The sequence below is a fragment of the Patiriisocius sp. 208BN25-11 genome (assembly GCF_058147145.1).
This window is the reverse complement of record NZ_JBYVJY010000018.1, coordinates 13,381-38,907: the sequence shown is the minus strand read 5'-3', so window position 1 is coordinate 38,907 and position 25,527 is coordinate 13,381. Positions and strand designations below refer to the sequence as shown.

The 25,527-nt window shown below is 37.1% G+C and carries 16 protein-coding genes; all 16 read left to right on the top strand.

Translation table 11 applies throughout. From position 1 onward, the window contains the following. The first annotated feature begins 216 nt into the window (after positions 1-216). Entirely contained in the window at positions 217-1,140 is a 924-nt protein-coding gene (locus ACY2RS_RS14985; protein WP_490099480.1) for a hypothetical protein, read from the top strand. A gap of 269 nt (positions 1,141-1,409) precedes the next feature. Further along, entirely contained in the window at positions 1,410-3,236 is a 1,827-nt protein-coding gene (locus ACY2RS_RS14980) for a hypothetical protein (RefSeq protein WP_490099479.1), read from the top strand. Between the two features lie 143 nt (positions 3,237-3,379). Continuing rightward, entirely contained in the window at positions 3,380-6,208 is a 2,829-nt protein-coding gene (gene uvrA / locus ACY2RS_RS14975) for an excinuclease ABC subunit UvrA (RefSeq protein WP_490099478.1), read from the top strand. 82 nt (positions 6,209-6,290) lie between these two features. After that, positions 6,291-6,977 carry an LOG family protein gene (locus ACY2RS_RS14970; RefSeq protein ID WP_490099477.1) on the top strand — a complete coding sequence of 229 codons (687 nt, stop codon included), beginning with the start codon at positions 6,291-6,293 and terminating at the stop codon, positions 6,975-6,977. Positions 6,978-6,996: 19 nt separating this feature from the next. Beyond that, positions 6,997-8,232, top strand: a complete 1,236-nt coding sequence (locus tag ACY2RS_RS14965; RefSeq protein WP_490099476.1) for a T9SS type A sorting domain-containing protein — start codon at positions 6,997-6,999, stop codon at positions 8,230-8,232. After that, positions 8,229-11,078 carry a gluzincin family metallopeptidase gene (locus tag ACY2RS_RS14960; RefSeq protein WP_490099475.1) on the top strand — a complete coding sequence of 950 codons (2,850 nt, stop codon included), beginning with the start codon at positions 8,229-8,231 and terminating at the stop codon, positions 11,076-11,078. The genes ACY2RS_RS14965 and ACY2RS_RS14960 overlap by 4 nt, the downstream gene beginning before the upstream one ends. Before the next feature lie 431 nt (positions 11,079-11,509). Then, entirely contained in the window at positions 11,510-11,734 is a 225-nt protein-coding gene (locus tag ACY2RS_RS14955) for a hypothetical protein (RefSeq protein WP_490099474.1), read from the top strand. A gap of 108 nt (positions 11,735-11,842) precedes the next feature. Then, on the top strand, positions 11,843-14,257 hold the full coding sequence (locus ACY2RS_RS14950; RefSeq protein ID WP_490099473.1) for an alpha-ketoacid dehydrogenase subunit alpha/beta: 2,415 nt from the start codon (positions 11,843-11,845) through the stop codon (positions 14,255-14,257). 137 nt (positions 14,258-14,394) lie between these two features. Further along, positions 14,395-15,873 (top strand): glycosyl hydrolase family 28-related protein, encoded by a 1,479-nt coding sequence (locus ACY2RS_RS14945; RefSeq protein WP_490099472.1) that lies wholly within the window; start codon positions 14,395-14,397, stop codon positions 15,871-15,873. A gap of 125 nt (positions 15,874-15,998) precedes the next feature. Continuing rightward, entirely contained in the window at positions 15,999-16,520 is a 522-nt protein-coding gene (locus tag ACY2RS_RS14940) for a hypothetical protein (protein ID WP_490099471.1), read from the top strand. A 403-nt stretch (positions 16,521-16,923) separates the two neighbouring features. Further along, the gene (gene asnB, locus ACY2RS_RS14935; RefSeq protein WP_490099470.1) at positions 16,924-18,612 is read left to right on the top strand and encodes an asparagine synthase B; all 1,689 of its coding nucleotides are present in this window, start codon (positions 16,924-16,926) and stop codon (positions 18,610-18,612) included. Positions 18,613-18,951: 339 nt separating this feature from the next. Then, on the top strand, positions 18,952-20,967 hold the full coding sequence (locus ACY2RS_RS14930) for a sensor histidine kinase (RefSeq protein ID WP_490099469.1): 2,016 nt from the start codon (positions 18,952-18,954) through the stop codon (positions 20,965-20,967). Positions 20,968-20,986: 19 nt separating this feature from the next. Beyond that, positions 20,987-21,631, top strand: a complete 645-nt coding sequence (locus ACY2RS_RS14925; protein ID WP_490099468.1) for a response regulator — start codon at positions 20,987-20,989, stop codon at positions 21,629-21,631. A 122-nt stretch (positions 21,632-21,753) separates the two neighbouring features. Next, positions 21,754-22,674, top strand: coding sequence for a LamG-like jellyroll fold domain-containing protein (locus ACY2RS_RS14920; protein ID WP_490099467.1), 921 nt, complete (start codon positions 21,754-21,756; stop codon positions 22,672-22,674). A gap of 108 nt (positions 22,675-22,782) precedes the next feature. Continuing rightward, a complete protein-coding gene (locus ACY2RS_RS14915) occupies positions 22,783-23,493 on the top strand; it encodes a hypothetical protein (protein WP_490099466.1) in 711 nt (236 codons plus the stop codon). Between the two features lie 158 nt (positions 23,494-23,651). Beyond that, positions 23,652-24,821: a site-specific tyrosine recombinase/integron integrase gene (gene xerA / locus ACY2RS_RS14910; protein WP_490099465.1), complete on the top strand. Its 1,170-nt coding sequence runs from the start codon at positions 23,652-23,654 to the stop codon at positions 24,819-24,821. The last annotated feature ends 706 nt before the right edge of the window (positions 24,822-25,527 follow it).

The window sequence follows — 25,527 nt, the reverse complement described above, 5'->3', positions numbered from 1 at the left end:
TTTTAATTTCTCCCTATCCTGTAGGATTAGTACTACAATATACTGTATGTTTGATTTTGACTATGAATACTTTAAGTAGCTACGACCTAACTATTTTAAGATAATTTTCCATTTCGGATAGCACCCCGCATGAGCGAAAAATCGTTTTTTAAGAACTATTTTGCCTTGATTCCCCTTGTGTTTTCAGGTCTTCTCTGTATTGCCCTAATTTTCTTCTTGTACCAAAAAATAGCTATTACCCCCACTTTTTCTGAAACCATTATAAACCAAATACCTTTGTTTATTGCCATAAGTGGATTTACATCATTTTGTATTCTTGCCTACCTTGTTTTTAGTGTCTTTGGTTTAAAACGTCTGGTAACTGGCAACAACAAATTAGGAGACTTGACAAAAAAGATGAATAGTGTTCGTCAAATAATTGAGATTGTACTGGAAAGTAAATTATGGCTTCCCGGTGTAAAAGACTTTATTGACGATGAATTTGAAGGCCTTACTTTTTTTGAGGTAAAAGAATTTTACAAAGGAAAATCAAAACTTGCCATCGAGTTTTTACAAGAGAAAAAAGAATACGATGATACCGAAACGCTGTACCTAGAACTAAAATCGTTGCTTTACACAGAACCCAAGCAAAAGAAACTACCTAAAGCCATTAGCTACCCAGAACAGTATAGAGTAGAAATGATTGAGAAATGGATCGAGCACAAAGTGGGTTCTGGACTTTGGTATTACTTCGGGTATAAATTTGGAGATTTTAAAGAAGCCCTAGATATTGAAGGAGTTTTTGAGAGACATCAAGACAAAGTAATGAAAATTGCTAATGATATAAATAGCGAGCTCTTTGAAGATTCCTCTTTTAACGAAGTTTTTTTCTCCAAGCTAGGAGAATACATTAACAAAGACCTTTTACCCAAACTCTACAATGCACAAAGTAAAGTGCAAAACGGACTCCCAAAAGCTTTACAATTTTTATATGTACTCTTTGCGTCATTGCTAGGAATAGGAGTTATACTACCGCTATTAAGCTCCTTATTTGAATTACCAATTTTAGTGCTTATTTGTAGCTTTTCTTTTGTGATTAGTAGTTTGTTTTTTATGATGCTCACCACCCTACCTTTGCTATCAAAAACCGCAAATTCTTAATTTTTTTTCTGAAATTTTATAGGGTATTTAAATAGTACTGAACCCCTTATTTTATGTAGTATTTCAGAAATTTTAGAGATCAATAGTGCTCCCTTTACTGAAAAAATAAAAGTGGTAATCAAACTTTTGTATTTTTTTTCTTTAATGTTCGCCGCCATAACATCGAGGTTTTTAATATTTCAGAAGAAGAAATAAAACTAAAATTAGGGGTTATATGCGTGTTTAAAAAAATGAATATCTTTAACATTCATTAATCTAAAAAAACAACTATGAAATTTTTTCGCTTATTAGTACTGTTGTTATCCATGTCACTCTTGCATTCCTGTGCAGATGCCATAGACGATGTAAACCCGATTCCTGAAGAAGAAACCATGGATCCCACAGAGCTCCCTGGTCCAGAAGGAATTGTACGCAATGCCTTTGACCCTAATTTTACACAAAATTATGGAACATCAATTACTAGAGACTTTTTTATAAAAGTAGTAGACAAATCTAACAACAAACTCTCTGGCGTGACGCTTACCATAGGAAACGAAAGCACTACCACAGATGTAAATGGTATTGGAGTTCTTTTAAATGCTTCGGTTTTTGAAACCTTTGGATACATTACAGCTAAAAAAGATGGATACATACACGCTTCTAGAAGTGTAGTTCCAACACCAGGAGTTAATGAAGTTAGTATTATGATGTTAGACGCATCTCCTTCTGGTATTGTAACTAGCGGACAAGTAGCACGCGTAGGTGATGGTAGCGGTGCAACGGTAACTTTAAACGGTGCCTACGCTCATGAAGATGGAACTGCTTACAGTGGAGATGTAAAAGTGGTGGTACACCGCTTAGATCCTGTAGATCCATTAATGACTGAACAAATGCCTGGAATGTTATACGCACAAGACTATGATGGCGAAGAACAAATGTTACAAACACTAGGAATGATTGCTGTAGAGCTTACAGATAGCAACAATAATAAACTAAACATTGCAGAAGGTTCTGTGGCACAAATAACGCTCCCCGTAGATCCAAGTTTATTGGCAAGTGCCCCTGCCACTATTCCACTCTGGTATTTTGATGAAACCAACGGTGTTTGGATAGAAGAAGGACAGGCTACACTTCAAGATGGTGCTTATGTTGGGGCAGTAACACATTTCTCTTTCTGGAACTGTGATATCCCTGTCGAGTCTGTGAACCTCTGCGTAAATGTTACGACAGATAACGGATTCCCCGCTGCAAATTACTTGATAAAGATTATAAGCACCACCAATGGTGCTGGAACTGGAGTAACCAACGCCGATGGTGATGTGTGTGGTATCATTCCTGCCAACCAAACACTAACTATGGAGGTGTTTTCAAATGCAGATTGTTCTTCAGATATCGTGTACACAGGAAGCATTGGTCCGATTAGTATGGATGATAGCATTGCTGTTGTGGTAAGCACTCCTCCTGATGTAATTCTAGAACAAGTATCTGGAATGTTTAATGATTGTGATGGAAATCCTGTAACTAATGGGTATGTAGTAGCAAATTATGACGGAATTCAATATGAAACGTTTGTAAATGATGGTACTTTTAATTTTGGCCTTTCCAGGTGTCCAGATAGTCCAACGGTATTCACCTATTATGGTATAGACCTTACAGGTTTTGAAACTTCAGACTTACAAAGTGCTTCGTTTACAACACCAACAACCACCTTGCCTACCTTATCTAGCTGTAATGAAATTTCAGAGTTTTACAGTTTCACGGTAGACACCAACAACCCAGTCATTTTTGTAGATAATTTAGAGTACGACACACCAAATGGCACTGCTAGTTTTGCGATGAGTGCTTTTAGCCAAGGAAATAGTATCTCTATTTTGCTTCCTGAAATGACACCTGGAACGTATACCCTAAATGATCCAGGAGTGTCCTTTTTCATGTCAGATGATCAAGGAAACATAATTAAAGCAGGTTTTAATAATGAAGACATTACCATTAACATTGTAAACTTTGGCGCCGTTGGTGAGTTTATTGATATTACCTTTTCAGGTACCTTCGATAATGGAAGTGGTGGACCACAACAAACTATTGTTGGGGAAATGCATAAAATAAGACCTTTCTAACTTTATAGAAATCAACTACTAAAACCCTCTTTTGCACTTGCTTTAGAGGGTTCTTTTTTTTCTGAAATATTAGTGAACAATTAACATTTCAGAAGAAAACCTTCTACCAAAATTTTCATTGACTTTAAGTACCTTTGCAAACTATGGCAAAAAATATGGCTAGTATAGAAGTTTTGGGCGCAAGAGTCCACAATTTAAAAGATATAGACGTTAGCATCCCCAGAGAACAACTAGTAGTTATTACTGGGCTTTCGGGAAGTGGAAAATCATCTTTAGCCTTCGATACAATTTATGCCGAAGGACAACGCCGTTACATAGAAACCTTTTCTGCCTATGCCCGCCAATTTTTGGGCAATTTAGAACGTCCAGATGTTGATAAAATTGACGGACTCTCTCCTGTGATTGCCATAGAGCAAAAAACAACGAGTAAAAGTCCGAGATCTACGGTAGGAACCATTACCGAGATATACGATTTCTTAAGACTTCTTTATGCACGAGGGAGCGATGCCTATAGCTACAACACCGGCAAGAAAATGGTGAGCTACAGCGATGAACAAATCAAAGAATTGATCTTGTCTGAATTTAAAGACAAAAAAGTAAGCATCCTCGCTCCCATCATTCGTTCGAGAAAAGGACATTATAGAGAATTGTTTGAACAAATTGCCAAACAAGGATTTTTAAAAGTTCGAGTAGATGGCGAAGTTCGTGACATTGTAAAGGGGATGAAAATAGACCGTTACAAAACCCACGACATAGAAACGGTGATTGATCGCTTAAAGATTAGCGACGACATTGACAACGACAAACGCCTTACCGAAAGCATCGTAACCGCCATGTATCATGGAGATGATGTATTGATGGTGTTGGATAACGAAACCAACAAAGCACGTTATTTTAGTAGAGCGTTAATGTGCCCTGAGAGTGGGATTTCCTATCCGAATCCAGAACCCAATAACTTTTCATTTAACTCTCCAAAAGGCATGTGTCCTACCTGTAAAGGTTTAGGGAGTTTGCATAAAGTGAATATTGATAAAGTAGTTCCAGATACATCACTATCCATAAAAAATGGAGCCTTAGCACCACATGGTCCGCAAAAAAACAATTGGATCTTTAAGCAATTGGAACTCATTGCACAGCGTTTTAATTTTAAGCTCACAGATCCGTTTGCTAACATTTCCGAAGAAGCCAAAGAACTCATCTTTTTTGGTGGGAACGATAAGTTTGATGTCGAATCTAAAACACTGGGCATTACACGCAAATACAAAATAGATTTTGAAGGTGTGGTGAACTTTATACAAAACACCTACGATGCTAACGAAACTACGTCACTAAAACGTTGGGCAAAGGAGTACATGGACAAGATTAAATGTCCGGACTGTGAAGGAAGCAGACTTCGTAAGGAATCCTTATACTTCAAAGTCAACGAAAAAAACATTGCAGAGCTCGCCCACATGGACGTGATAGAGCTAGCTGCTTGGTTTAACGATCTTGAAAGTAAACTGAGTGAAAAACAACTTAAAATTGCCAGCGAGATTGTAAAAGAAGTGAAAACAAGATTACAATTTCTAGTAGATGTCGGACTTACCTATCTAGCACTCGACAGAAGTTCCAAATCACTTTCTGGCGGAGAAGCCCAGCGCATTAGACTTGCCACACAAATTGGATCTCAGTTAGTTGGCGTCTTGTATATCTTAGATGAGCCCAGTATTGGCTTACATCAGCGAGATAATGAAAAATTGATACAATCGCTTGTGGCGCTTAGAGATATTGGAAATTCTGTCATTGTAGTAGAGCATGACAAAGACATGATTGAGCATGCAGACTATGTCATTGATATTGGTCCCGCAGCAGGAAAACATGGTGGTGAAATTGTAAGCAAAGGAACACCTTCGGAAATTTTAAAACACGACACACTTACAGCTGCCTATCTCAATGGTACTAAAGAAATAGCCATCCCAAAAGAACGAAGAAAAGGTAATGGAAATACGCTAGAACTTACGGGAGCTACTGGAAATAACCTTAAAAACGTAAGCATCAAAATACCGCTGGGTGTCATGGTGGGTGTTACAGGAGTTTCTGGAAGTGGTAAATCTACGCTCATTAACGAAACCCTCTACCCTATTTTAAATGCCCATTTCTTTAATGGCGTAAAAGTACCCATGCCATATAAGAAAATTAAAGGCTTAGAACATTTAGACAAGGTCATTGATATCAACCAATCTCCCATTGGTAGAACACCACGTTCTAATCCTGCAACCTACACGGGTGTGTTTTCTGAAATACGAAGTTTATTTGCCAAGGTTCCCGAGGCATTGATTCGAGGGTACAAACCTGGAAGATTTAGTTTTAATGTTCAAGGCGGACGCTGCGAAACTTGTAAAGGTGGCGGACTACGCGTGATAGAAATGAATTTCTTGCCAGATGTGTATGTAGAATGTGAAACCTGCCAAGGAAAACGCTTTAATAGAGAAACCTTAGAAATACGTTACAAAGGTAATTCTATTTACGATGTCTTAGAAATGACCATCAATGAAGCCTGTGATTTCTTTGAGAACATTCCTAAAATATTTAGAAAGCTAAAAACCATTAGAGATGTTGGATTAGGATACATTACCCTTGGACAACAATCTACTACCTTATCGGGAGGAGAAGCGCAACGCATTAAATTGGCAACAGAGCTCTCAAAAAGAGATACTGGAAATACCTTTTATATCCTCGATGAACCCACAACTGGATTGCATTTTGAGGATATTAGAGTCTTAATGCTCGTATTGCAAAAGTTGGTAAATAAGGGCAATACTGTTTTAATTATAGAACACAACCTCGATGTAATTAAAACGGTAGACTATATAATCGACATTGGACCCGAAGGAGGAAAAAACGGAGGTACCGTTATGGCAACAGGAACTCCAGAACAAATTGTAAAAAACAACAAAGGCTTTACTGCCAAATTTTTAAAGAAAGAATTATAAAAACTAGTAGATATCAAGGTAAATATGTACTTTGAAGAGTTGGAAAATGCCGAACTACTATTAATATATTAAACGATTAGAAATGAGACCAGAACAAAATCATAAAAATTGGAACGAAGTAAAAACAAACGATTCTTGGGCGATCTTTAAGATCATGGGAGAGTTTGTAAATGGATACGAAAAAATGAGCCGTATTGGCCCATGTGTATCCATCTTTGGTTCTGCAAGAACAAAACCAGACCACAAATACTACAAACTAGCCGAAAGCATCGCCAAAAGAATCACCGAAAGTGGCTATGGTGTCATTACAGGTGGTGGTCCTGGTATTATGGAAGCTGGTAATAAGGGAGCACACTTAGCAGGAGGAACTTCTGTAGGATTAAACATTACCCTTCCGTTTGAACAACATGATAACCCGTATATTGATAGCGACAAGAGTATCGATTTCGATTATTTCTTTGTACGTAAAGTTATGTTTGTAAAATACTCACAAGGTTTTGTTGTAATGCCTGGCGGATTTGGAACCTTAGATGAATTTTTTGAAGCCTTTACATTAATTCAAACACATAAAATTGACAAGTTCCCGCTCATCTTGGTGGGTAGATCTTTCTGGAGCGGTTTGATGGATTGGATAAAAAACACGCTTCTTGAGGAAGGAAACATTAGCCCAGGCGACTTAGATCTTGTGCACGTTGTAGACACCGAAGACGAAGTACTTGATATTTTAAATACCTTCTACAACAAAAACAATTTAAGTCCAAACTTCTAATTTTAAGATTCCCAGTTATATGCGCCGTACCTATTTATATCTCACATTTTTATTTGCTACATGCTCTGTAGTAGCCCAAGATAGTTTTAAAACGATGTTTTATAATGTTTTGGAATTTCCAGAGTTAACTCCAAGTAGAATTAACTTACTACAGGATATCTTACAAGAATATGGTCCCGACTTATTCATGGTATGTGAGTTACAAAGCCAAGAAGGTGCAGATATTATATTAAATCAAGGCTTAAATACAACTGGTGAGCAATATAGCGCAGCACCTTATTTCGAAAATCAATCGGGTGGTGCAGATTTACAGCAAGCTTTGTTTTACAGAAACGACAAGTTTGTTTTAGAAAACACAGAGATTATCACCACGTCGGTACGAGACATCAACAAATACACGCTACTGCTCAACACGGCAGACCAAGCAAACAACCCTATTCGTATCTATGCCTATGTTTGTCATTTAAAATCTAGTCAGGGTAGTGCAAATCAGGAGCTACGCCTTTCTATGGTAGAAGCCTTTATTAATGATACAGAATCACTGCCAGAAGATGCTTATGTGCTCTTTGCTGGAGATTTTAACATCTATACTTCTACAGAGCCTGCGTATGTAGAGATGCTAGACACCACAAATAATATCCCTTTAATAGATCCTATAGATACTCCAGGTTCTTGGAATAACAATGAGAATTTCACAGCCATTCATACACAAAGTACTCGTATTAGTTCTGGAGGTTTTGGAGGAGGTGCCGGTGGTGGTCTTGATGATCGTTTCGATTTTATCATGCTGTCTCAAAACATGGCTACAGACCCAATGTTACGCTATAAAGAAGACACCTATGATGCGTATGGAAACAATGGCAATTGCTACAACAACAGCATTAACAATGTAAATTGTGGTGGTTTTTACAACCAAGAAACAAGAAATAACTTGTATAACATGAGTGACCACTTACCTGTTGTAATGGAATTGGAAACCAATCAGGAAATTCTTATTTTGGATACACCTGAAAATACCTTACAACCTTTTTCTCTAAAGGCAACGATCGTTTCAGAAACACTTGTATTATTTACGCCACAGCAAGAAGGTACAGATACCTTGTTTACAATATATAACACCTTAGGACAAAAAATAAAAACGTTTACTACTTACAACAATACAACAACCATTGACGTTAGCACATTAGCCAACGGCATTTACTACATTACTAACCAGTCTTCTAGTCAAACCCTAAAATTTGTGAAGACTATTTGAAATATTTCTATTACATAACGGTATTAGCCTGTGCTGTGACCACTTCTATGTGGTCTCAGCATGACATCACTATTGATGCTAGTTTAGATACAAATACCCATACCCTAGACATCCATCAGGAAGTGCTGTATAAAAACAATACAGGAAAGACCTTAGATACTATTTACTTTCTCGATTGGGCGCATAGTTTTAGCAATAAAAAAACACCTTTAGGCATTCGCTTTGAAGAAAATTTTGTGAGTTCTTTTCATTTCGAGAAAGATAGAAAAAGAGGAAGGACTACTATTAAAAGTGTTCAGGATAGCTTCGGAAATTCCCTAGACTGGAACCGCGGTTCTGAAATCGACATTTTGTATGTTATTCCTTCTACTCCTTTAGCCAACGGAGAAGAAGTTACAATCAACTTTAGCTATACCATAAAAATAGCCGATGATAAGTTTACCCGCTACGGCGTGGATAATGATGGCAACTACAAATTACGTTATTGGTATTTGGCTCCTGCGGTCTATGATGGCACATGGAAACTATACAGCCACAAAAAATCGGATGATCTATACCAGCCCCCTTCAAATTTCAAGGTAAACCTTACCCTACCAGAAATCTATAGTGTCACCTCTGGACTAGATATTGGGACAACAAACATTTCCGCCCGCGTGTCGCCTGAAGCTTCAGCGGAGGCGCATGGAAAAAAGACTGTGACCCTTTCTGGAGAACAACGCGTAAAAGCCCATCTATTTCTCGGAAAGACTATTTCATTCGAATCTGTTGTAACCGATAAAGTAGAGGTACAAAGTAATATTTACCAGCAAAAAGTAACACCGCCCATACGTGCTTTAATGGTAGACCGAGTCGTGCATTATTTGGACGAAAAGTTAGGTGCCTACCCCTTTGAGAAAATTATCGTAAGTGATGAGGACAATAGAAACAACCCAGTGTATGGCTTAAATCAGTTGCCTAATTTCTTGAGTCCGTTTCCAAATGGATTTGAGTACGATTTAGCACAATTTAAGACCATGTCGCGAGTGTATTTAGAAAACACACTATTACTCGACCCCAGAGAAGACTCTTGGCTAATTGGTGCCATACAAATTCATCTGCTAATAGAGTATGTAGATACCTACTACCCTAACATGAAAATGCTAGGAAGCCTTAGCAACTTTTGGATTGTGAGATGGGCTCATATTTCAGATCTTGAGTTTAATGATCAGTATACGCTATTGTATCTTAATATGGCTAGAAATAATATTCACCAACCATTAGCCACTTCAAAGGATTCACTGACCAAATTCAATAAAAAAATCGCCAATAACTACTACGGTGGTAAAGGCTTACAATATCTTAGAGACTTCTTAACAGATAGCTCCTTGGATGAAAGTATTAAAGCCTTTTACAAAACCTATAAACTAAAACCAAGTACGCCAGCAGATTTTAAAACAACCATAGAAAAAGAAAGCAACCTCAATGTAGATTGGTTTTTTGACGATTACGTAAACAAGCGTTACACCATAGATTTCAAGATTAAAAAAACCAAGAAACGAGGCGATTCTATAGATGTTACAATACTAAACAAACGTAATAACACCTTGCCAGTATCCCTTTATGGAACTAATAAAAAAGATAGTTTGTTGTTTAAGAAATGGAGCAAGCCTATTGATAGTATTGGTATTGTAACAGTTCCCGCAGAAGGGTTAAAAAGATTAGAGCTAAATCAGGAAGGTCATATTGCAGAATTCAATAGACGTAACAACATCAAACGTTTTGGAAGTGTTTTTAACAGACCGCTTCAGTTTAGATTGTTTCAAGACGCACAAGACTATCGATACAACCAGATGTTCTTTATGCCAGTGTTTGAGTATAATCTTTATGATGGCTTTACTACCGGACTCAAATTATACAACAAAACATTGCTTGCAAAAGGCATCCATTACAAACTAGAACCACAATATGGTTTTAGATCCAAAACCCTTATTGGTAGTGGTAGTATTAATTACACCCAACAATTTGAGACGGGCAAATTAAGAAGCATGCGTTATGGTATTTCTGGAAATACTTTTAGTTACAATGATGACCTTTTTTATAGACGCATCACTCCGTTTATGACCTTTGCGTTTCGAAATGAAGACATCAGGAATAATGAGAAGCAGTTCATCAATTTGCGAAATGTAAATGTTTTTAGAGATCTGGATCCAAACAATCCAAATCAAGAACCTAATTACAGTGTCTTTAATGCGAGTTACGTATACAGCAATCCTAATTTAATTAATTATTACCGTGGTGTGGTAGATTACCAAATATCGAGTAAGTTCAGTAAAATTGCACTTACCTTCGATTATAGGAAGCTTTTTGAGAGCAACCGACAAATTAATCTACGCCTATTCGCTGGAGCCTTTTTGTTTAATGACACGAGAGAAAATGACGACTTTTTTAGTTTTGCATTAGACCGCCCAACAGATTATTTGTTCGATTACGATTATTATGGACGCAGTGAAGATACCGGTTTGTTTAGTCAGCAACTCATTGTCGCCGAAGGTGGTTTTAAGTCTAATTTAGAGCCAGGTTTTGCCAATAGTTGGATTACCACCATTAATGCCAGCACCAATATTTGGCGATGGATTTTAGTCTATGGAGATGCTGGATTGGTACATAATACAGACCGCGGCACCCAAGCATTGTATGATTCGGGAATACGTATTAACTTGGTCCAAGATTATTTTGAATTGTATTTCCCCTTATACTCTAACCTAGGTTGGGAGCCCGGATTAGGAAACTACGATCAGCGAATTCGTTTTAAAATAACGCTCACTCCTAAAACGCTCATTGGATTGTTTACGAGGGAGTGGTATTGATCCCGAAGCTTCGGGAGAAATCGAAATCGAAATTGAACTTGAAATCGAAACCTGCAAGGTATGAGGAGGAACGACGATCCTTGTAGGTTTACATCCAACTTGAAATCGAAATTGAAGTTGATATATTATTGTCAGGATGAGCCTGTCGAAGCCCAGAGTTCAAAAATACCCTTCGACTCCAAAAGATTTGAAAGGAAAAAGAAACGAATCAAAAAAGCCCTTCGACTCCCGAAGCTTCGGGACAGGGTGACAAAATAAAATTTAACAGCGTCCACGTGCCGCCGAAGCTTTTAGGCCTACGTAGCCACTTCGGCGAAGTAAGCTAGCAGAGAAGCAAGCGGTCTAACCTCTAGCAATGAGCAAAGCGAATGATCTAACAGCGACTTGTGCGCCGAAGCTTTTTAACGAAGGAGCAAGCAATCTATACAACCATGAAAGAACTACTCAACAACTGGAAATTAATCATATTACTTTGCCTATCGCTTGGACTGGCACCCTTTTTCCCAGAGCCACATATTTGGGGGAAGTTAAAATGGATTGCTGGAGGTGCAAACGGAATGGCTCTAAAAGATTGGCTTGACGTACTATTTCACGGAACACCTTTTATTTTATTAATTCGTATCGCAATTGTTAAAATCACTTCTGCAAATAAATAATTCATAAAAAAATTGTACTTATTTTAAGAATATCGCAACAATTTAGCATTGCTTGGCGTTTCGATTTTTTGTAGTTTTGCCGTAAGTTCAAACAAGAAAAATCCTAATATGCAAACAAACCCACAAACCAATAAAGACTTGTCTTTTGATGATTTTAAAGCCGAAATTTTAAACGACTATAAAATTGCCGTAACAAGTAGAGAATGTAGTTTGTTGGGGCGTCGTGAAGTATTAACTGGCAAAGCAAAATTCGGAATTTTTGGTGATGGTAAAGAGATACCGCAATTAGCTTGGGCAAAAGCCTTCAAAGCTGGAGATTGGCGAAGCGGGTATTACAGAGACCAAACCTTTATGATGGCTATCGGTGCCTTAAACATACAGCAGTTCTTTGCTGGTTTGTATGGACATGCAGACGCAACTGCAGATCCGATGAGTGCTGGTAGACAAATGGGTGGTCACTTTGCAACACCAACCATCAATGAAGATGGAAGCTGGAAAAATCTTTCCGAAACCAAAAACAGTAGTGCAGACATCTCTCCCACTGCTGGGCAAATGCCACGATTATTAGGACTTGCACAAGCTTCAAAAATATTTAGACAAGTAGAAGGTCTAGAACATTTCAGCAACCTTTCTATCAAAGGAAATGAAGTTGCTTGGGGTACTATTGGTAATGCAAGCACTAGTGAAGGCCTATTTTGGGAAACCATTAATGCTGCTGGTGTGTTACAAGTACCTATGGTGATTAATGTTTGGGATGATGAATACGGAATTTCTGTACACGCAAAGCACCAAACTACCAAAGAGAATATTTCGGAAATATTAAAAGGGTTCCAACGTGATGAAAATGGCAATGGCTATGAAATCATTCGAGTAAAAGGTTGGAATTATCCAGAACTAGTAGAAGCCTATCAAAAAGCCTCTAAAATTGCTAGAGAAGAGCATGTCCCTGTATTAATTCATGTAAAAGAATTAACGCAACCACAAGGACACTCTACCAGTGGATCTCATGAACGCTACAAAAGTAAAGACCGCTTGGCTTGGGAGGCAGAATTTGATTGCAACGCCCAAATGCGTATTTGGATGTTAGCCAATAACTTTGCCACAGAAGAAGAACTCACCGCCTTAGAAAAAGATATTAAAAAGCAAGTACGCGAAGGTAAAAAAGCCGCATGGCAAGCCTTTGTTGCGCCACAACAACAGGAACAACAAGAAGCTGTTACCTTACTTACAAATCTTGCCGAAAGTTCTGCCAACAAGAACTTTATAGAAATTATTAAAAACGAATTGGCAGCAGATAAAGAGCCACTTCGAAGAAATATTGCTGGTGCTGCAAGAAAAGCTTTACGTTATGTTATCAACGAAGAAAGTGTTGAGAAAAAACAATTGCAAGATTGGTTAAACAACTATTTTGAAACCATTCAACCGCTCTACTCTTCAGATTTATATAGTGAGGCTGCAGAGAACGCTAAAACCATTGCAGAAGTGTTACCAACCTACGATGTAGAAGCTCCAGAAGTAGATGCTCGTGTGGTATTACGTGATAACTTCGATGCCATCTTTAGCAAATATCCAGAGGTACTAATTTTTGGTGAAGATGCCGGTACCATTGGTGACGTAAACCAAGGACTGGAAGGCATGCAAGAAAAATATGGTGAACTTCGTGTAAGTGACACCGGAATTAGAGAGGCAACCATTTTGGGGCAAGGAATTGGGATGGCGATGAGAGGCCTCCGCCCTATTGCTGAAATACAATACCTCGACTATATTTTATATGCCTTACAAATTATGAGTGACGATCTAGTAACCGTTCGTTACCGTACCAAAGGCAAGCAAAAAGCACCGTTAATTGTACGTACTCGTGGGCACAGATTAGAAGGTATTTGGCATAGTGGTTCACAAATGGGTGGTTTGATTCACTTGCTACGCGGTATGTACATTCTTGTACCTAGAAACATGACCAAAGCGGCAGGTTTTTACAACACCTTATTAGAATCAGACGAACCAGCATTGGTAGTAGAATGTCTAAACGGATATCGTTTAAAAGAACAACTACCAACCAACCTTGGAGAGTTTAAAACGCCTATTGGAGTCGTAGAAACGATAAAAGAAGGTGCAGATATTACATTAGTATCGTACGGAAGTACTTTGCGTATTGTTGAAGAAGCAGCCAAAGAATTGCAACAAGTAGGTATTGATGCAGAAATTATAGATGTACAGTCCATATTGCCTTTAGATCTTAACCAAGACATGGTGAAGAGTGTACAAAAAACAAATAGACTATTGGTGATTGATGAAGATGTGCCTGGAGGTGCTTCTGCGTATATTCTTTCTGAAATTTTAGATAACCAAAATGGGTATCAGTATCTAGATAGTAAGCCACAAACCTTGGCAGCAAAGCCACACAGACCTGCTTATGGAACCGATGGAGATTACTTTAGCAAACCGTCTACCGAAGATGTTTTTGAAAAAGTATATGAAATGATGCATGAGGTAAACCCAACAAATTTTCCTAAGTTGCGTTAGTAATTTGTATAAAAATAAAACTCGAGCCTTTCTGTTTTTATACATAGAAAGGCTTTTTTAATGCTCCCAGTATGTTGTACAAAACATTGCTTTTTTGTAGTGCTCTTCTGCTTTTACATTGTGCAGAGAAAAAAGAGGTGACCAATAAAAAACCTCCTTCTTCAGAAACTACTAGCTCACAAAATACAAACTCGCAACATATGGTTGGGAAACAGAAATATGTACGAGATTATGGTGCCGTAGGCGACGGTATTACTGATGACACAGCTGCCATTCAAAAAGCTTTAGATGATGGTGAGGGCACAGTACTACTAGATAAGAAACATAAAATTTCTGCAACACTTTTCAATAGAAACAATAATACGATTACTCATATTGGGAATAGTAAAGCTGAAATTGTAACACCCAATAATACGTTCTATAAAATTAAAAGCAGTGCGAGCCTTAACATTTCCGAAGTAAAAGCTAGTCCGCCATTTCTGGAGCTTATAGGAACTAACAATTACAACCATACCAAGATACAACAATGCACAATTACAGGAAATGAAACCACCGTGCCTCCTTCAAAAAATTACGCTATTAAAGCCACTGGAAATTTTAGGGTTGAAACCATAGATATTTCAGAAAATGAATTTAAAAATACCACCGTCTTTTTTGCTACAAAAGAGGTGCGTGCAACAAAAATGATGTTCAAAGGAAATAAGGTTATTAACTTTAAATCGTTTGTAATAGCCATGAGAAATTGTGATACTTCTTATGTAGAAAACAATAGTATCTATGGTGCAATGGACGGAACCAAGTCTGTAAGAGTTATGCTTAGAACTGGTTTAAAAGAAACACACTTTAAGAATAATACCATAAAAAATATTAATGCAGATGTTATGACATCTGTACTATATTCGGGTACTGGGACTTTGTATTGCGATAACAATATATTTAAGAACATACGCGGGAATGGGAATTCGTATATCATTTCTGATAAGTCCTCTACCCAAGAAAAATGGTTTATTACTAACAACACTTTTGACCAAACTAATGTAGAAAATCAATTACTAAAAGGAATTATCAAAGGAGGAAACAACGAGGTACTTATTAAGAAAAATAGTTTTAAAAATGCAAAAGCAAAGCCAATACAGTTAGGAGCTTCAAAAGCAGAGGCTATTTCGAGTGCAACGTCTATCATTGAGGAGAATGTTTTTACAAATACTCAGTTTCCAATATGTATCTATTTTACATTTGCAACGGGCCCTATACGTATACAAAACAATGAAGTCAATGGTTTTTTCAACACCTTTTCAAAAAATGCGAATAATAATACTGCATGTCGGTTTATAAGTGTCAATAATACCAAAGATATATATACCATAGGAGCTCTAGAGATAAAGGATAATAGGCTTTTTAATGTAGATCAAAATACTAGTTTACTGTCAATAAATTCAAAAAATGGAGGCGGAATAGCCCCTATCGTCTTAGAGAATAACAGCATGGATTCTGGAAAACACCTCATTTCTTATCGCAATAAGGAAACCACTCCTGCGGTGCAATACTCTAGAAATACAATTCCTTCCAAAATGAAACTCTCGAACATGAACAATAAAAATGCTAGTAAAAATTAAGATCTATTGATGTCTTTATTTATAAGTTTTATTTATGCTTTATATAAGCATTTTTGATGTTAACACTTTCACAACTAGTGATTTAAAATGCATAAAGCCTGTTACTTTTGTTTAAAACAAATGCTATGAAACGTACATACAGGTTACTCATTCTATTTTTTTTTATTTCTAATTTCACTTTGGCGCAGTATAGTGATATCAAGCGCACAGTCATCACCACCGATGCGGTTCCTGATTCAGTGAAAGAAGCTCAAAAAAAACAATTTTATGATGGTTTTGTTACTAATTGGAAAATACATACCAAAAATGAAGCGCTTGCAGAAGATGTAGATTTCTACATGGCACAATTTAAAAGAAAAGGAAGAAATGGAAATTATGCCTATTACTCAAGTGAAGGAATCTTGCTAGCGTATTCTTTATTTGTTAACAGCTTCGATTTGCCCGGGAATATTAAAGAATACTGTGAACGAAATTTTAATGAAGCCTACATAAAATCTGCAGAACTTATTGATCTTGAAAATCCGCAGCAATTCATATATAGAGTCAGACTCAATGCAGATGGATTGCTAACGTATTTATACTTTAATACCAATGGTAACCCTATTGATAAATATACTCTTCCTCGAAAAATATTTTTATTTATTTAAAAAATGAGTCTCACTTTTACCTATTTACACCTTTTAAGGCTGTATTGTACGAGTAGACATTAAACACATTTTAATTTTAAATGGAGTAAAATGTTGCACGTATAAAATATTTAGCTACATTTATACACTTGTAAGAAATAAACTAAGTCGATGTTACAGTCTTTTTTAAATAATAATAATTTAAATAATAACGCCAAGACGTAACAGAAACTTGTACTCGATATTGAACCGCCAAGTTTTTATAAACTTGGCGGTTTTTCTTTTTACAATAGTTTGTAAAAAAAACTCCGAAACTAGCGTAGGAGTTTTGTTGATAAAGAACTAACAACGGCTTTTTATAAAGCTAAAACTAAATAACTAACTAGATTCCCACTTTCGTGGGAATGACAAAAATGAATTTATTATGTGTGGAATTGTATGTGCATTCGAATTAAAGCAAGCTAGTGAAGCGTTGCGACCTCAATTATTAACCATGGCAAAATGCCTGAGACATCGCGGACCCGATTGGAGCGGTATTTTTAGCAACGAAAAAGCCATCTTGGCGCATGAGCGCTTGGCGATTGTAGACCCGACGTCAGGAAAGCAACCCTTATTTTCTGAAGACAAAAACTTGGTGCTAGCTGCCAATGGAGAAATATATAACCATCTAGAACTTCGCAAGCAGTTTGAAGGCTCGTATCAATTTCAAACCAAAAGTGACTGCGAAGTAATACTGGCACTCTATAAAGAAAAAGGAAGCGCTTTTCTAGACGAACTAAATGGTATTTTCGGATTTGCGCTTTATGATATAGAGACCGACAGCTACTTAATCGCTAGAGACCACATGGGTATCATTCCATTGTACATGGGCTGGGATAAAGACGGTACTTTTTATGTGGCTTCAGAACTAAAAGCATTAGAAGGAGTTTGTACAAAAATAGAACTCTTCCCTCCTGGACATTATTTAGACAGCAGAGATGGAAAATTAACCCAATGGTGGCGTCGTGACTGGATAGAATATGACAGCGTGAAAGACAATGAAACAAATATTTCAGATTTAAGAGACGCCCTAGATGCCGCTGTAAAAAGACAATTGATGAGTGATGTACCTTATGGCGTGTTGCTATCGGGTGGATTGGATTCTAGTATCACCTCTGCCCTAGCCAAAAAATACGCAGACAAACGTGTAGAAAGTGGTGATACAGAAGGTGCTTGGTACCCGAGATTACATTCGTTTGCCATTGGTTTGGAAGGATCTCCAGATTTGGCTGCGGCACAAAAAGTAGCGGACCATCTAGATACGGTACATCACGAAATTCATTTTACCATACAAGAAGGAATTGATGCCTTGCGTGATGTGATTTATCATGTGGAAACGTATGATATTACTACCATTAGAGCTTCTACGCCCATGTTTTTACTCGCTAGAGCCATCAAAGCAATGGGGATTAAAATGGTCTTAAGCGGTGAAGGTGCCGATGAAATTTTTGGAGGCTACCTCTACTTCCATAAAGCACCTAGTGCCAAAGATTTTCATGAAGAGAATGTGAGAAAACTTGAGAAATTGCACATGTATGATTGCCTACGTGCTAACAAATCGCTTGCCTCTTGGGGAATTGAAGGACGGGTTCCATTTCTAGATAAGGAGTTTATGGATGTGGCCATGCGCCTCAATCCAAAAGACAAAATGATACTTGCAGGACAAACAGCTCCTACAGACAAACAAGCCATGGAAAAATGGGTGCTGCGTGAAGCCTTTGGTGATATGTTGCCTCAGGAAGTGGCATGGAGACAGAAAGAGCAGTTTAGTGATGGTGTGGGTTATAGTTGGATTGATACGTTAAAAGAATTAGTAAATAGTGAAGTAAGTGATGAGCAAATGCAAAATGCGCAATACCGTTTCCCCATACAAACCCCAACAAGCAAAGAGGAATTCTATTACCGTACTATTTTTGAAGAGCACTTTCCTAGCGATGCCGCTGCCTTAACTGTACCCTCGGTACCAAGTGTAGCCTGTAGTAGTCAAGTAGCCTTAGACTGGGACGAAAGTTTTAAGAACATGAACGATCCAAGCGGGCGCGCCGTTGCCAATGTGCATGATGAAGCTTATTAGTGGTGAGCAGTGAGTAGTGAGTAGTGAGTAGTGAAATTAATTTGAAGATGGATTAATTTGATAATTTGATGATGTTTTTTTTTGCCTTTGCAGCTTTGAGACTTTGGATCTTATAAAGTGTCGATGAGTCGATGTGTTGAAATGTTTAGTTTATTATTTAATGAAATTAATTCGGCTTAAACCTACAAGGATCGTCGTGCCTCCTCATACCTTGCAGATTTTGATTTCGGTTTCAGTTTCGATTTCTCCCGAAGCTTCGGGATCAATTTCCCCCTAGGTAGTACTACTTAATAGATTATTTTTTGTTCTGTGTATCTTTACACTATAAGTACTGTGACTATGAAACAACTAACCCATTGTATGTTCTTGATATGCTGTGTTTTTTTCTTCGGAAATGCACAAGATTTGGAACAACAAATTACTAATCTTAAAGCTAAAATTTCAGAAAGTACCCAAAAGGAGCAACTCATCTGGATGGATAGTCTTGTGCGCATTATTAGGTATGAAAAAGCATTGCAATATGATTCTATTGCCAATAAAACACTAGAATTAGCAATAGCCTTGGACGACATGCAAATTGCTTCAAAAAATCTTGCCGAACTTATCTTTTTTTACGACTCGATTGAATATGATTATGACAAGGCCATTCAGTATTTTAATACGCATCGAAACTTATTTTCTGACATGCGGCCGTCTGATGTTAGTAGATTATACCTTGAGGTTGGAGATGCATCAAAATATGCGGGTAAAGATGCATTAGCGATTTCATATTTAGACAGTGCTTATACATTTGCGGCAAAAGGAAACAACCCTAGACGACAAGGTTTAGCAAGGTTATACCAAGCTCAAATATTTGTAGGCAAAGGCAAAACTATAGAAGCTTTTGAAGCAGTTACCTATGCAGAGGAAAAATTAATCAAAGCTAAAGACACCTCAAATATTATTGGTTGCAAAACGATGCTAAGCTATATTTATAGTAACCAAGATTTTTATGAAGAGTCTGAAAAAATAAGGAAAGAAGCGATACATCTTGCAAAATTATCTAAGAGCTATTCAGACTTAGTTATTTTATATAACAATCAAAGTTATGATCTTGGGAAACAAAACAAATCTGAAGAGAGACTTGAATATAGTAGACTAGCCTACGAAACCAACAAAAAAAACCCACTAAAAGAGTATTTAGAAGTACGTATGCTCAAAGAACTTATTTCTGACTATTTGGATTTGGACAGTTTAGGGTTGGCAAAAAAACATCTAGATATTATGGTTGCCATTAAACCATTAGATTCGATGAGTGGAGAAGATAGGATTCTTGCTGAAGAAGCCATCGGATACTACGCTTTTAAAACTGGAAATTATAATAAAGCACTGGATTTAGCGCTCAAAAACCAAGACCAAAAATCTAAACAGCTTACTATGGAGGGAAGACTGCATAGTGAATTGTTTATTTCAGAAATTTATGAAAAAATGAGGATGCCTGAAAAACAAGCAAAACATCTCAACAATTATATTTCATTAAGCGATTCACTCAATACAGTAAAAAACAGACAAACCCTAACCTTTTACCAAACAAAATACGAAACAGGTAAAAGAGACAATACCATTGCGGCTCAGAAAAAAGATCTAGAATTATTGAATCAAAAAAACAAAATTAAAAATCAGTGGCTCTTGTTTGGGGCATTGGGTTTATTGGCTGTTTTCGGATTTGTGTTAACCATTCGCTCTCGCAATCATCAAAAGAAAGAACAGCGAATACAAAGTAATTTTTCAAAAAAACTATTGGTAGCACAAGAAAATGAACGCACCCGAGTGGCTAAAGATTTGCATGACAGCGTAGGACAGCAACTCTCTATTATGATGCGAAAGGCCGAAAATGATCAACAAACAGAATTGGCCACCATGACAGCCAATACCTTAGAAGAAGTAAGAAATATCTCGAGAGGCCTCTACCCGCCTATGCTAAAGAAATTAGGACTTACCAAAAGTATTTCGCAAATGTTATTTGAAATAGACGAAGAGACAGAGATGTTTGTTTCTACAGAAATAGATCCTATCGATGCCTTTTTTAATGAGGAGGAAACGCTAAATTTTTATCGCTTTATTCAAGAAAGTGTGACCAATGTAATCAAGCATTCACAAGCGCAGACCCTATCGGTTGCTATTAGACTGAAAAACAAAAGACTCAAAGCCATCATAAAAGACAACGGAAAAGGATTTACTTCGAGTGAAGATCTGGCTCAAAATAGTTTGGGTTTAAAGACCATGAGTGAGCGTATTAAATTATTGAGAGGTACTTTTTCTATACAAAGCCTACAAACTAAAGGAACCACGATTGAAGCTGTTATCGTAAAATAACACTAACAAACCCTGTATTATGATTTCAAAAAGTACACTCTTAGTAGCAGACGATCACCCTTTATTACTTGAAGGACTTGTTACTGCTTTAAAAAATTTTAATTATAATGTGATTGCATCTTGCGAGAACGGCGCCAAAGCCTTAGATCAAATTATTGAATTACAACCGTCCATAGCCATTTTGGATATAGAAATGCCATACATTTCTGGAATAGAAGTTATACAAAAATGTAGAGATGAAGCCATCAATACAAAATTTATTATCCTTACATCACATAAGGAGAAAGGATTTATTTTACAGACCCAAGAATTGGAAATTGCTGGCTATTTGTTAAAAGAAGAACCTTTTACAGAAGTTCATAAATGCATCCAAGAAGTAGCCAAGGGCAATACCTATTACAGTAAGACATTTAACACTATTCTTAAAAATGAAATAGCTCCAGAAATTGCGCGCATTCAGTATCTAACCCCTTCCGAAAGGACTATTGTACGCTTAATTGCCTTAGAAAAAACCTCAAAGCAAATTGCCGACATGCTAGGGCTTTCTGTGAGGACCATAGACAACCATCGCGCCAATATTATTTCAAAATTAGAACTCCCGTCCAAAACTGATGCCCTTACCGTTTGGGCAAAAGAGCACAAATCTTTTTTAAACAATATCTAGTTATTAGGTAGCACTACCTAATATCTCTCACCACTACCTATTACAAGCAGGAAACTAGGTACGTAGTTTTGTTTCATACAAAAAGCAATAGGCTTTTTATTAAACATGTAAACAAAACTATTATGAAAACGATTACACTTTTTACAGTACTTTTATTAGTAAGCAACTTTTTATTTGCACAAACTGCTTTAGACTTTAATCCTGCCGAAGGGAACCAATCTGTGTCTATAGTAGACATGACCTGTCCAGCAAACTTCACCTTTGAGGCTTGGATCAATTGGAGAGGTCAAGAAGACTCCTACACCACACTACTTGAATTTGAAAATGATAATCCTTGGATTGGGATTTATGAAAACAGCATCGCTATCGTTGCTGTAGGCGGTTTTATAACAGCTACCGTTGAAATACCTACCAACCAATGGGTGCATGTTGCCGCCTCTTATAGCACAGATACACAGATTGCAAAATTATATATTAACGGTGTTCTAGTGGCAACAAAACCAGACCTTAACTTACCCTTAAGTGGCACGGGTGCAGGTATTGGTTTTAATGCTGGAGATACTACGTTTAATGGAGCCATTGACGAAGTAAAACTATGGGATCTTGTTAGAAGTGATGCTGAAATTTTAGCAAATCTAAATAGCTGTCTGGTGGGCAACGAACCTAACCTATATGCCTACTATACCTTTAACGAAATTGAAGGTACAGAAGTAGACGATTTAAGTAATAATGATTTTGATGCGGTCATGCTCAACATGGATCCCGAAACAGATTATGTAGCAAGTGAATTTTGTCCTTTACTGAATATTAATGATCATACTGTAAGGCCTGCACTAACCTTGTATCCAAACCCAGCCCAAGAATACATCAACATCTCAGGATTAGATATCACAACAAACTATGCACTATATACCATTACGGGAGCATTGGTACAACAAGGAAGCGTTGCTAACAATAGTGCTATTCCTGTTCAGGAACTCACAACAGGACACTATTTCATACAACTGCAAAACGGACAAACCCTCCGATTCATCAAAAAATAAATCTAATCTAGCTTTATAACTATGCGGTCCTTTTTTGGGCGGAAATTTTATAAAGCAAGATGGTGTTAGAAAACTAAAACAAATATCAACAACTTAAAATTTCAGATTATGAAACCTATTCAAAACATTATTATTTGCCTAATCGTAACCTCTCTTTTTCAAACCTCTATGATGGCGCAATCAGCGAATGCCTTTTTAGAAGGAACCAATGACAAAAAAGTAAGTCTTAAACTCGGTGTTGGCTATTTTCAGGCCTTGTTAAGCGACGAAGGTGTTAGCTACACAAACGCTGTGTACGATCCTAATGTTGGCGCCGGGGTGAGTTACTTCTTAGGAATTGACTATAACATTACCGAAAGCATTGCCATAGGAATTGGTTACAACGGTACCTATGGAAAAGCAGATTTCATTAGAAATGCTGTTGTAGATTCGCAAACCATTCCTGGCTATTTAGAAGCGGGAGCCGTTACCAACACCCATATTCTATTGAATCTTAGTTATTCTCCAGCAGGTTCGGGAATACAGCCTTACGGAAAATTAGGACTTGGATATCTTATTCAACAAGTAGAGTTAGGAGATGTTCCTTTAAACCTCACCAACAATGTGGAAACAGAAATATTTCCAGACTACAAGTCGAGTGGTTTTGGGTTATTACCTGAATTAGGCGTACGTTATGGTAACTTTTTCTTATCGGCTGCCTATGGGTTCTCCCTAGAGAAACTTACGGGAGAAGATAATCCAGATGGATTTATGTCTACCGGAAGTTTGACGTCTCAATCGCTGCAAGTAAATGTTAGCTATCGCATCTTTTTATTTTAGAAAACCAACCCTATTTATAATTAGCCACTACTAACGAATGAGGCCTGTCTTTTGGACAGGCTTTATTTCTTCGGAAATATTACTGCAAATTCATGAATTCGCAGTACAACAGCCATCTCTTGTCCATTTTTAACATTTCAGAAACTATCTTTATCTATATGATTTCAATTACGTTAACCCCTTTTACCCATCGCAACAAAAAGTGCATTGGCATTCACTTCAAATATCATTTTGAGGCAAAGCAAACCTTAAAACGTTTTCCAGAGATACGATGGACCAAAACCCATCGTTGTTTTTATATTTATGATGATGCGGCACTTTTAGAAAAATTAAAAGATTTTTTAAAAGAGAATTCTTTTAAATTATTAAATAAGACAAGTACAAGAAGAAAGCCGCCCGTAACAACAAAACAAAAGCAAGCCTTGTTTACCCCTTTAAACAAAGAAAAGCAAGAAGTGTTTAATCATTTTGTTGATTTTTTAAAAGGAAAACGATTTAGCAAAAGCACTGTAAAAACCTATGGGGACTTTGTATTTGATTTTTTGAGATTTACAAAAGACAAACCTGTTGAAGACTTAGACGAAAATGATGTTAGGCTCTTTTTGGAGTGGATTGTTGGCACTTTAAATTATGCAGTAAGCACGCATAGGCAGTTGGTGAGTGGCTTAAAACACTTTGCCTATTTTTATCCAGCCTGTTCTATTAATGTGGAGGCTATTTTTATGCCTCGAAAAGATAAGAAGTTGCCTATTGTGTTAAGTGTAGAAGAAGTATTGCATTTAATACAAGTGACCAAGAATTTGAAGCACAGAGCGGTCATTGCTATGATGTATGGATCTGGACTTCGCATTGGAGAGCTTATTAATTTGGAGTTAAAAGATTTTGATTTTGAAAGAAATCAGTTACGTATAAAAAATGCTAAAGGAAGGAAAGACAGGTATGCCAGTATTGCAAAGAGTTTGCATCCGTTGTTAAAGAACTACTATGCCACTTATGATCCTAAGCACTATTTTATAGAAAACCCAAAGGGAGGCAAATACAGTCCGAATTCGGTTCGTGCTTTTTTAAAGAAGAGTTGTAAGTTGGCAAAGATAGAAAAGACCATTACTCCACACTCTTTAAGACATAGTTTTGCTACTCATTTATTAGAGCAAGGCACCGACATTAGGTATATACAAGAGCTTTTGGGTCACAGCAGGCCAGAGACCACGATGATATACACACACGTAACCCAGAAGCAATTAAGAGACATCCAGAGTCCTTTGGACACGATGTTAAATAATGTATCTTTACAGGATAACAACAATAATAAAGCACTCTTATCCTGACACCCACCCGGTATATCAACAATAAAAGTGTTACTATAACGAGTTGCTTACAATGGCTCCGAACTGACTCAAGCCGAATAAATCTAAATGAAAATCATGTTTTGTTTCTGACCAATCTGGTGAATCGCTCACGGAATTTATAAATCTAATATTTCGGAATTGAGCTTGATGCTGCTGAATGGATTGCGGAATCATTCTCTGACCGAATTCAAGTCGATGTAAGTCATTTCTTCTGAATTGTGTTGCGGAGTATTACGCGGAATGAAATGCGGAATGAAAACTACTTCTCTACTACTCTGCTGTGTCGCCAAAGTAAGCAACTATGCATACACTCCATTGCTTCGGATTTTCCTTATCGGAAAATACTCGCATGAACCAAATTTGGTTATCTTTAAAAACAAATGCAAAAACTCCCAGCAACGGAAGTATATGCAAAACCGTTGCTTACAATGGCTCCGAATTGACTCAAGCCGAATACATCTAAATGAAAATCATATTTTGTTTCTGACCAATCTGATGAATCGCTAGCGGAATTTTTCCATCTGAAAAATTCTCAGTTTCATGAAAGCGAATTATTAATCTAATATTTCGGAATTGAGCTTGACGCTTCTGAATGGATTGCGGAATCTTAATCTGACTGAATTTAAGCCGATTTAAGCCATTTCTCATGAATTGTGTTGCGTAGTGTTACGCGGAATGAAATACG

Excerpts from the sequence above, each read along its gene's own strand:
- ACY2RS_RS14915 (WP_490099466.1), top strand. The coding sequence starts at position 22,783 with ATGAAACCTATTCAAAACATTATTATTTGCCTAATCGTAACCTCTCTT.
- ACY2RS_RS14920 (WP_490099467.1), top strand. The coding sequence starts at position 21,754 with ATGAAAACGATTACACTTTTTACAGTACTTTTATTAGTAAGCAACTTT.
- uvrA (WP_490099478.1), top strand. The coding sequence starts at position 3,380 with ATGGCAAAAAATATGGCTAGTATAGAAGTTTTGGGCGCAAGAGTCCAC.
- ACY2RS_RS14965 (WP_490099476.1), top strand. The coding sequence starts at position 6,997 with ATGCGCCGTACCTATTTATATCTCACATTTTTATTTGCTACATGCTCT.
- ACY2RS_RS14940 (WP_490099471.1), top strand. The coding sequence starts at position 15,999 with ATGAAACGTACATACAGGTTACTCATTCTATTTTTTTTTATTTCTAAT.
- ACY2RS_RS14980 (WP_490099479.1), top strand. The coding sequence starts at position 1,410 with ATGAAATTTTTTCGCTTATTAGTACTGTTGTTATCCATGTCACTCTTG.
- ACY2RS_RS14950 (WP_490099473.1), top strand. The coding sequence starts at position 11,843 with ATGCAAACAAACCCACAAACCAATAAAGACTTGTCTTTTGATGATTTT.
- asnB (WP_490099470.1), top strand. The coding sequence starts at position 16,924 with ATGTGTGGAATTGTATGTGCATTCGAATTAAAGCAAGCTAGTGAAGCG.
- ACY2RS_RS14930 (WP_490099469.1), top strand. The coding sequence starts at position 18,952 with ATGAAACAACTAACCCATTGTATGTTCTTGATATGCTGTGTTTTTTTC.
- ACY2RS_RS14925 (WP_490099468.1), top strand. The coding sequence starts at position 20,987 with ATGATTTCAAAAAGTACACTCTTAGTAGCAGACGATCACCCTTTATTA.
- xerA (WP_490099465.1), top strand. The coding sequence starts at position 23,652 with ATGATTTCAATTACGTTAACCCCTTTTACCCATCGCAACAAAAAGTGC.
- ACY2RS_RS14970 (WP_490099477.1), top strand. The coding sequence starts at position 6,291 with ATGAGACCAGAACAAAATCATAAAAATTGGAACGAAGTAAAAACAAAC.
- ACY2RS_RS14955 (WP_490099474.1), top strand. The coding sequence starts at position 11,510 with ATGAAAGAACTACTCAACAACTGGAAATTAATCATATTACTTTGCCTA.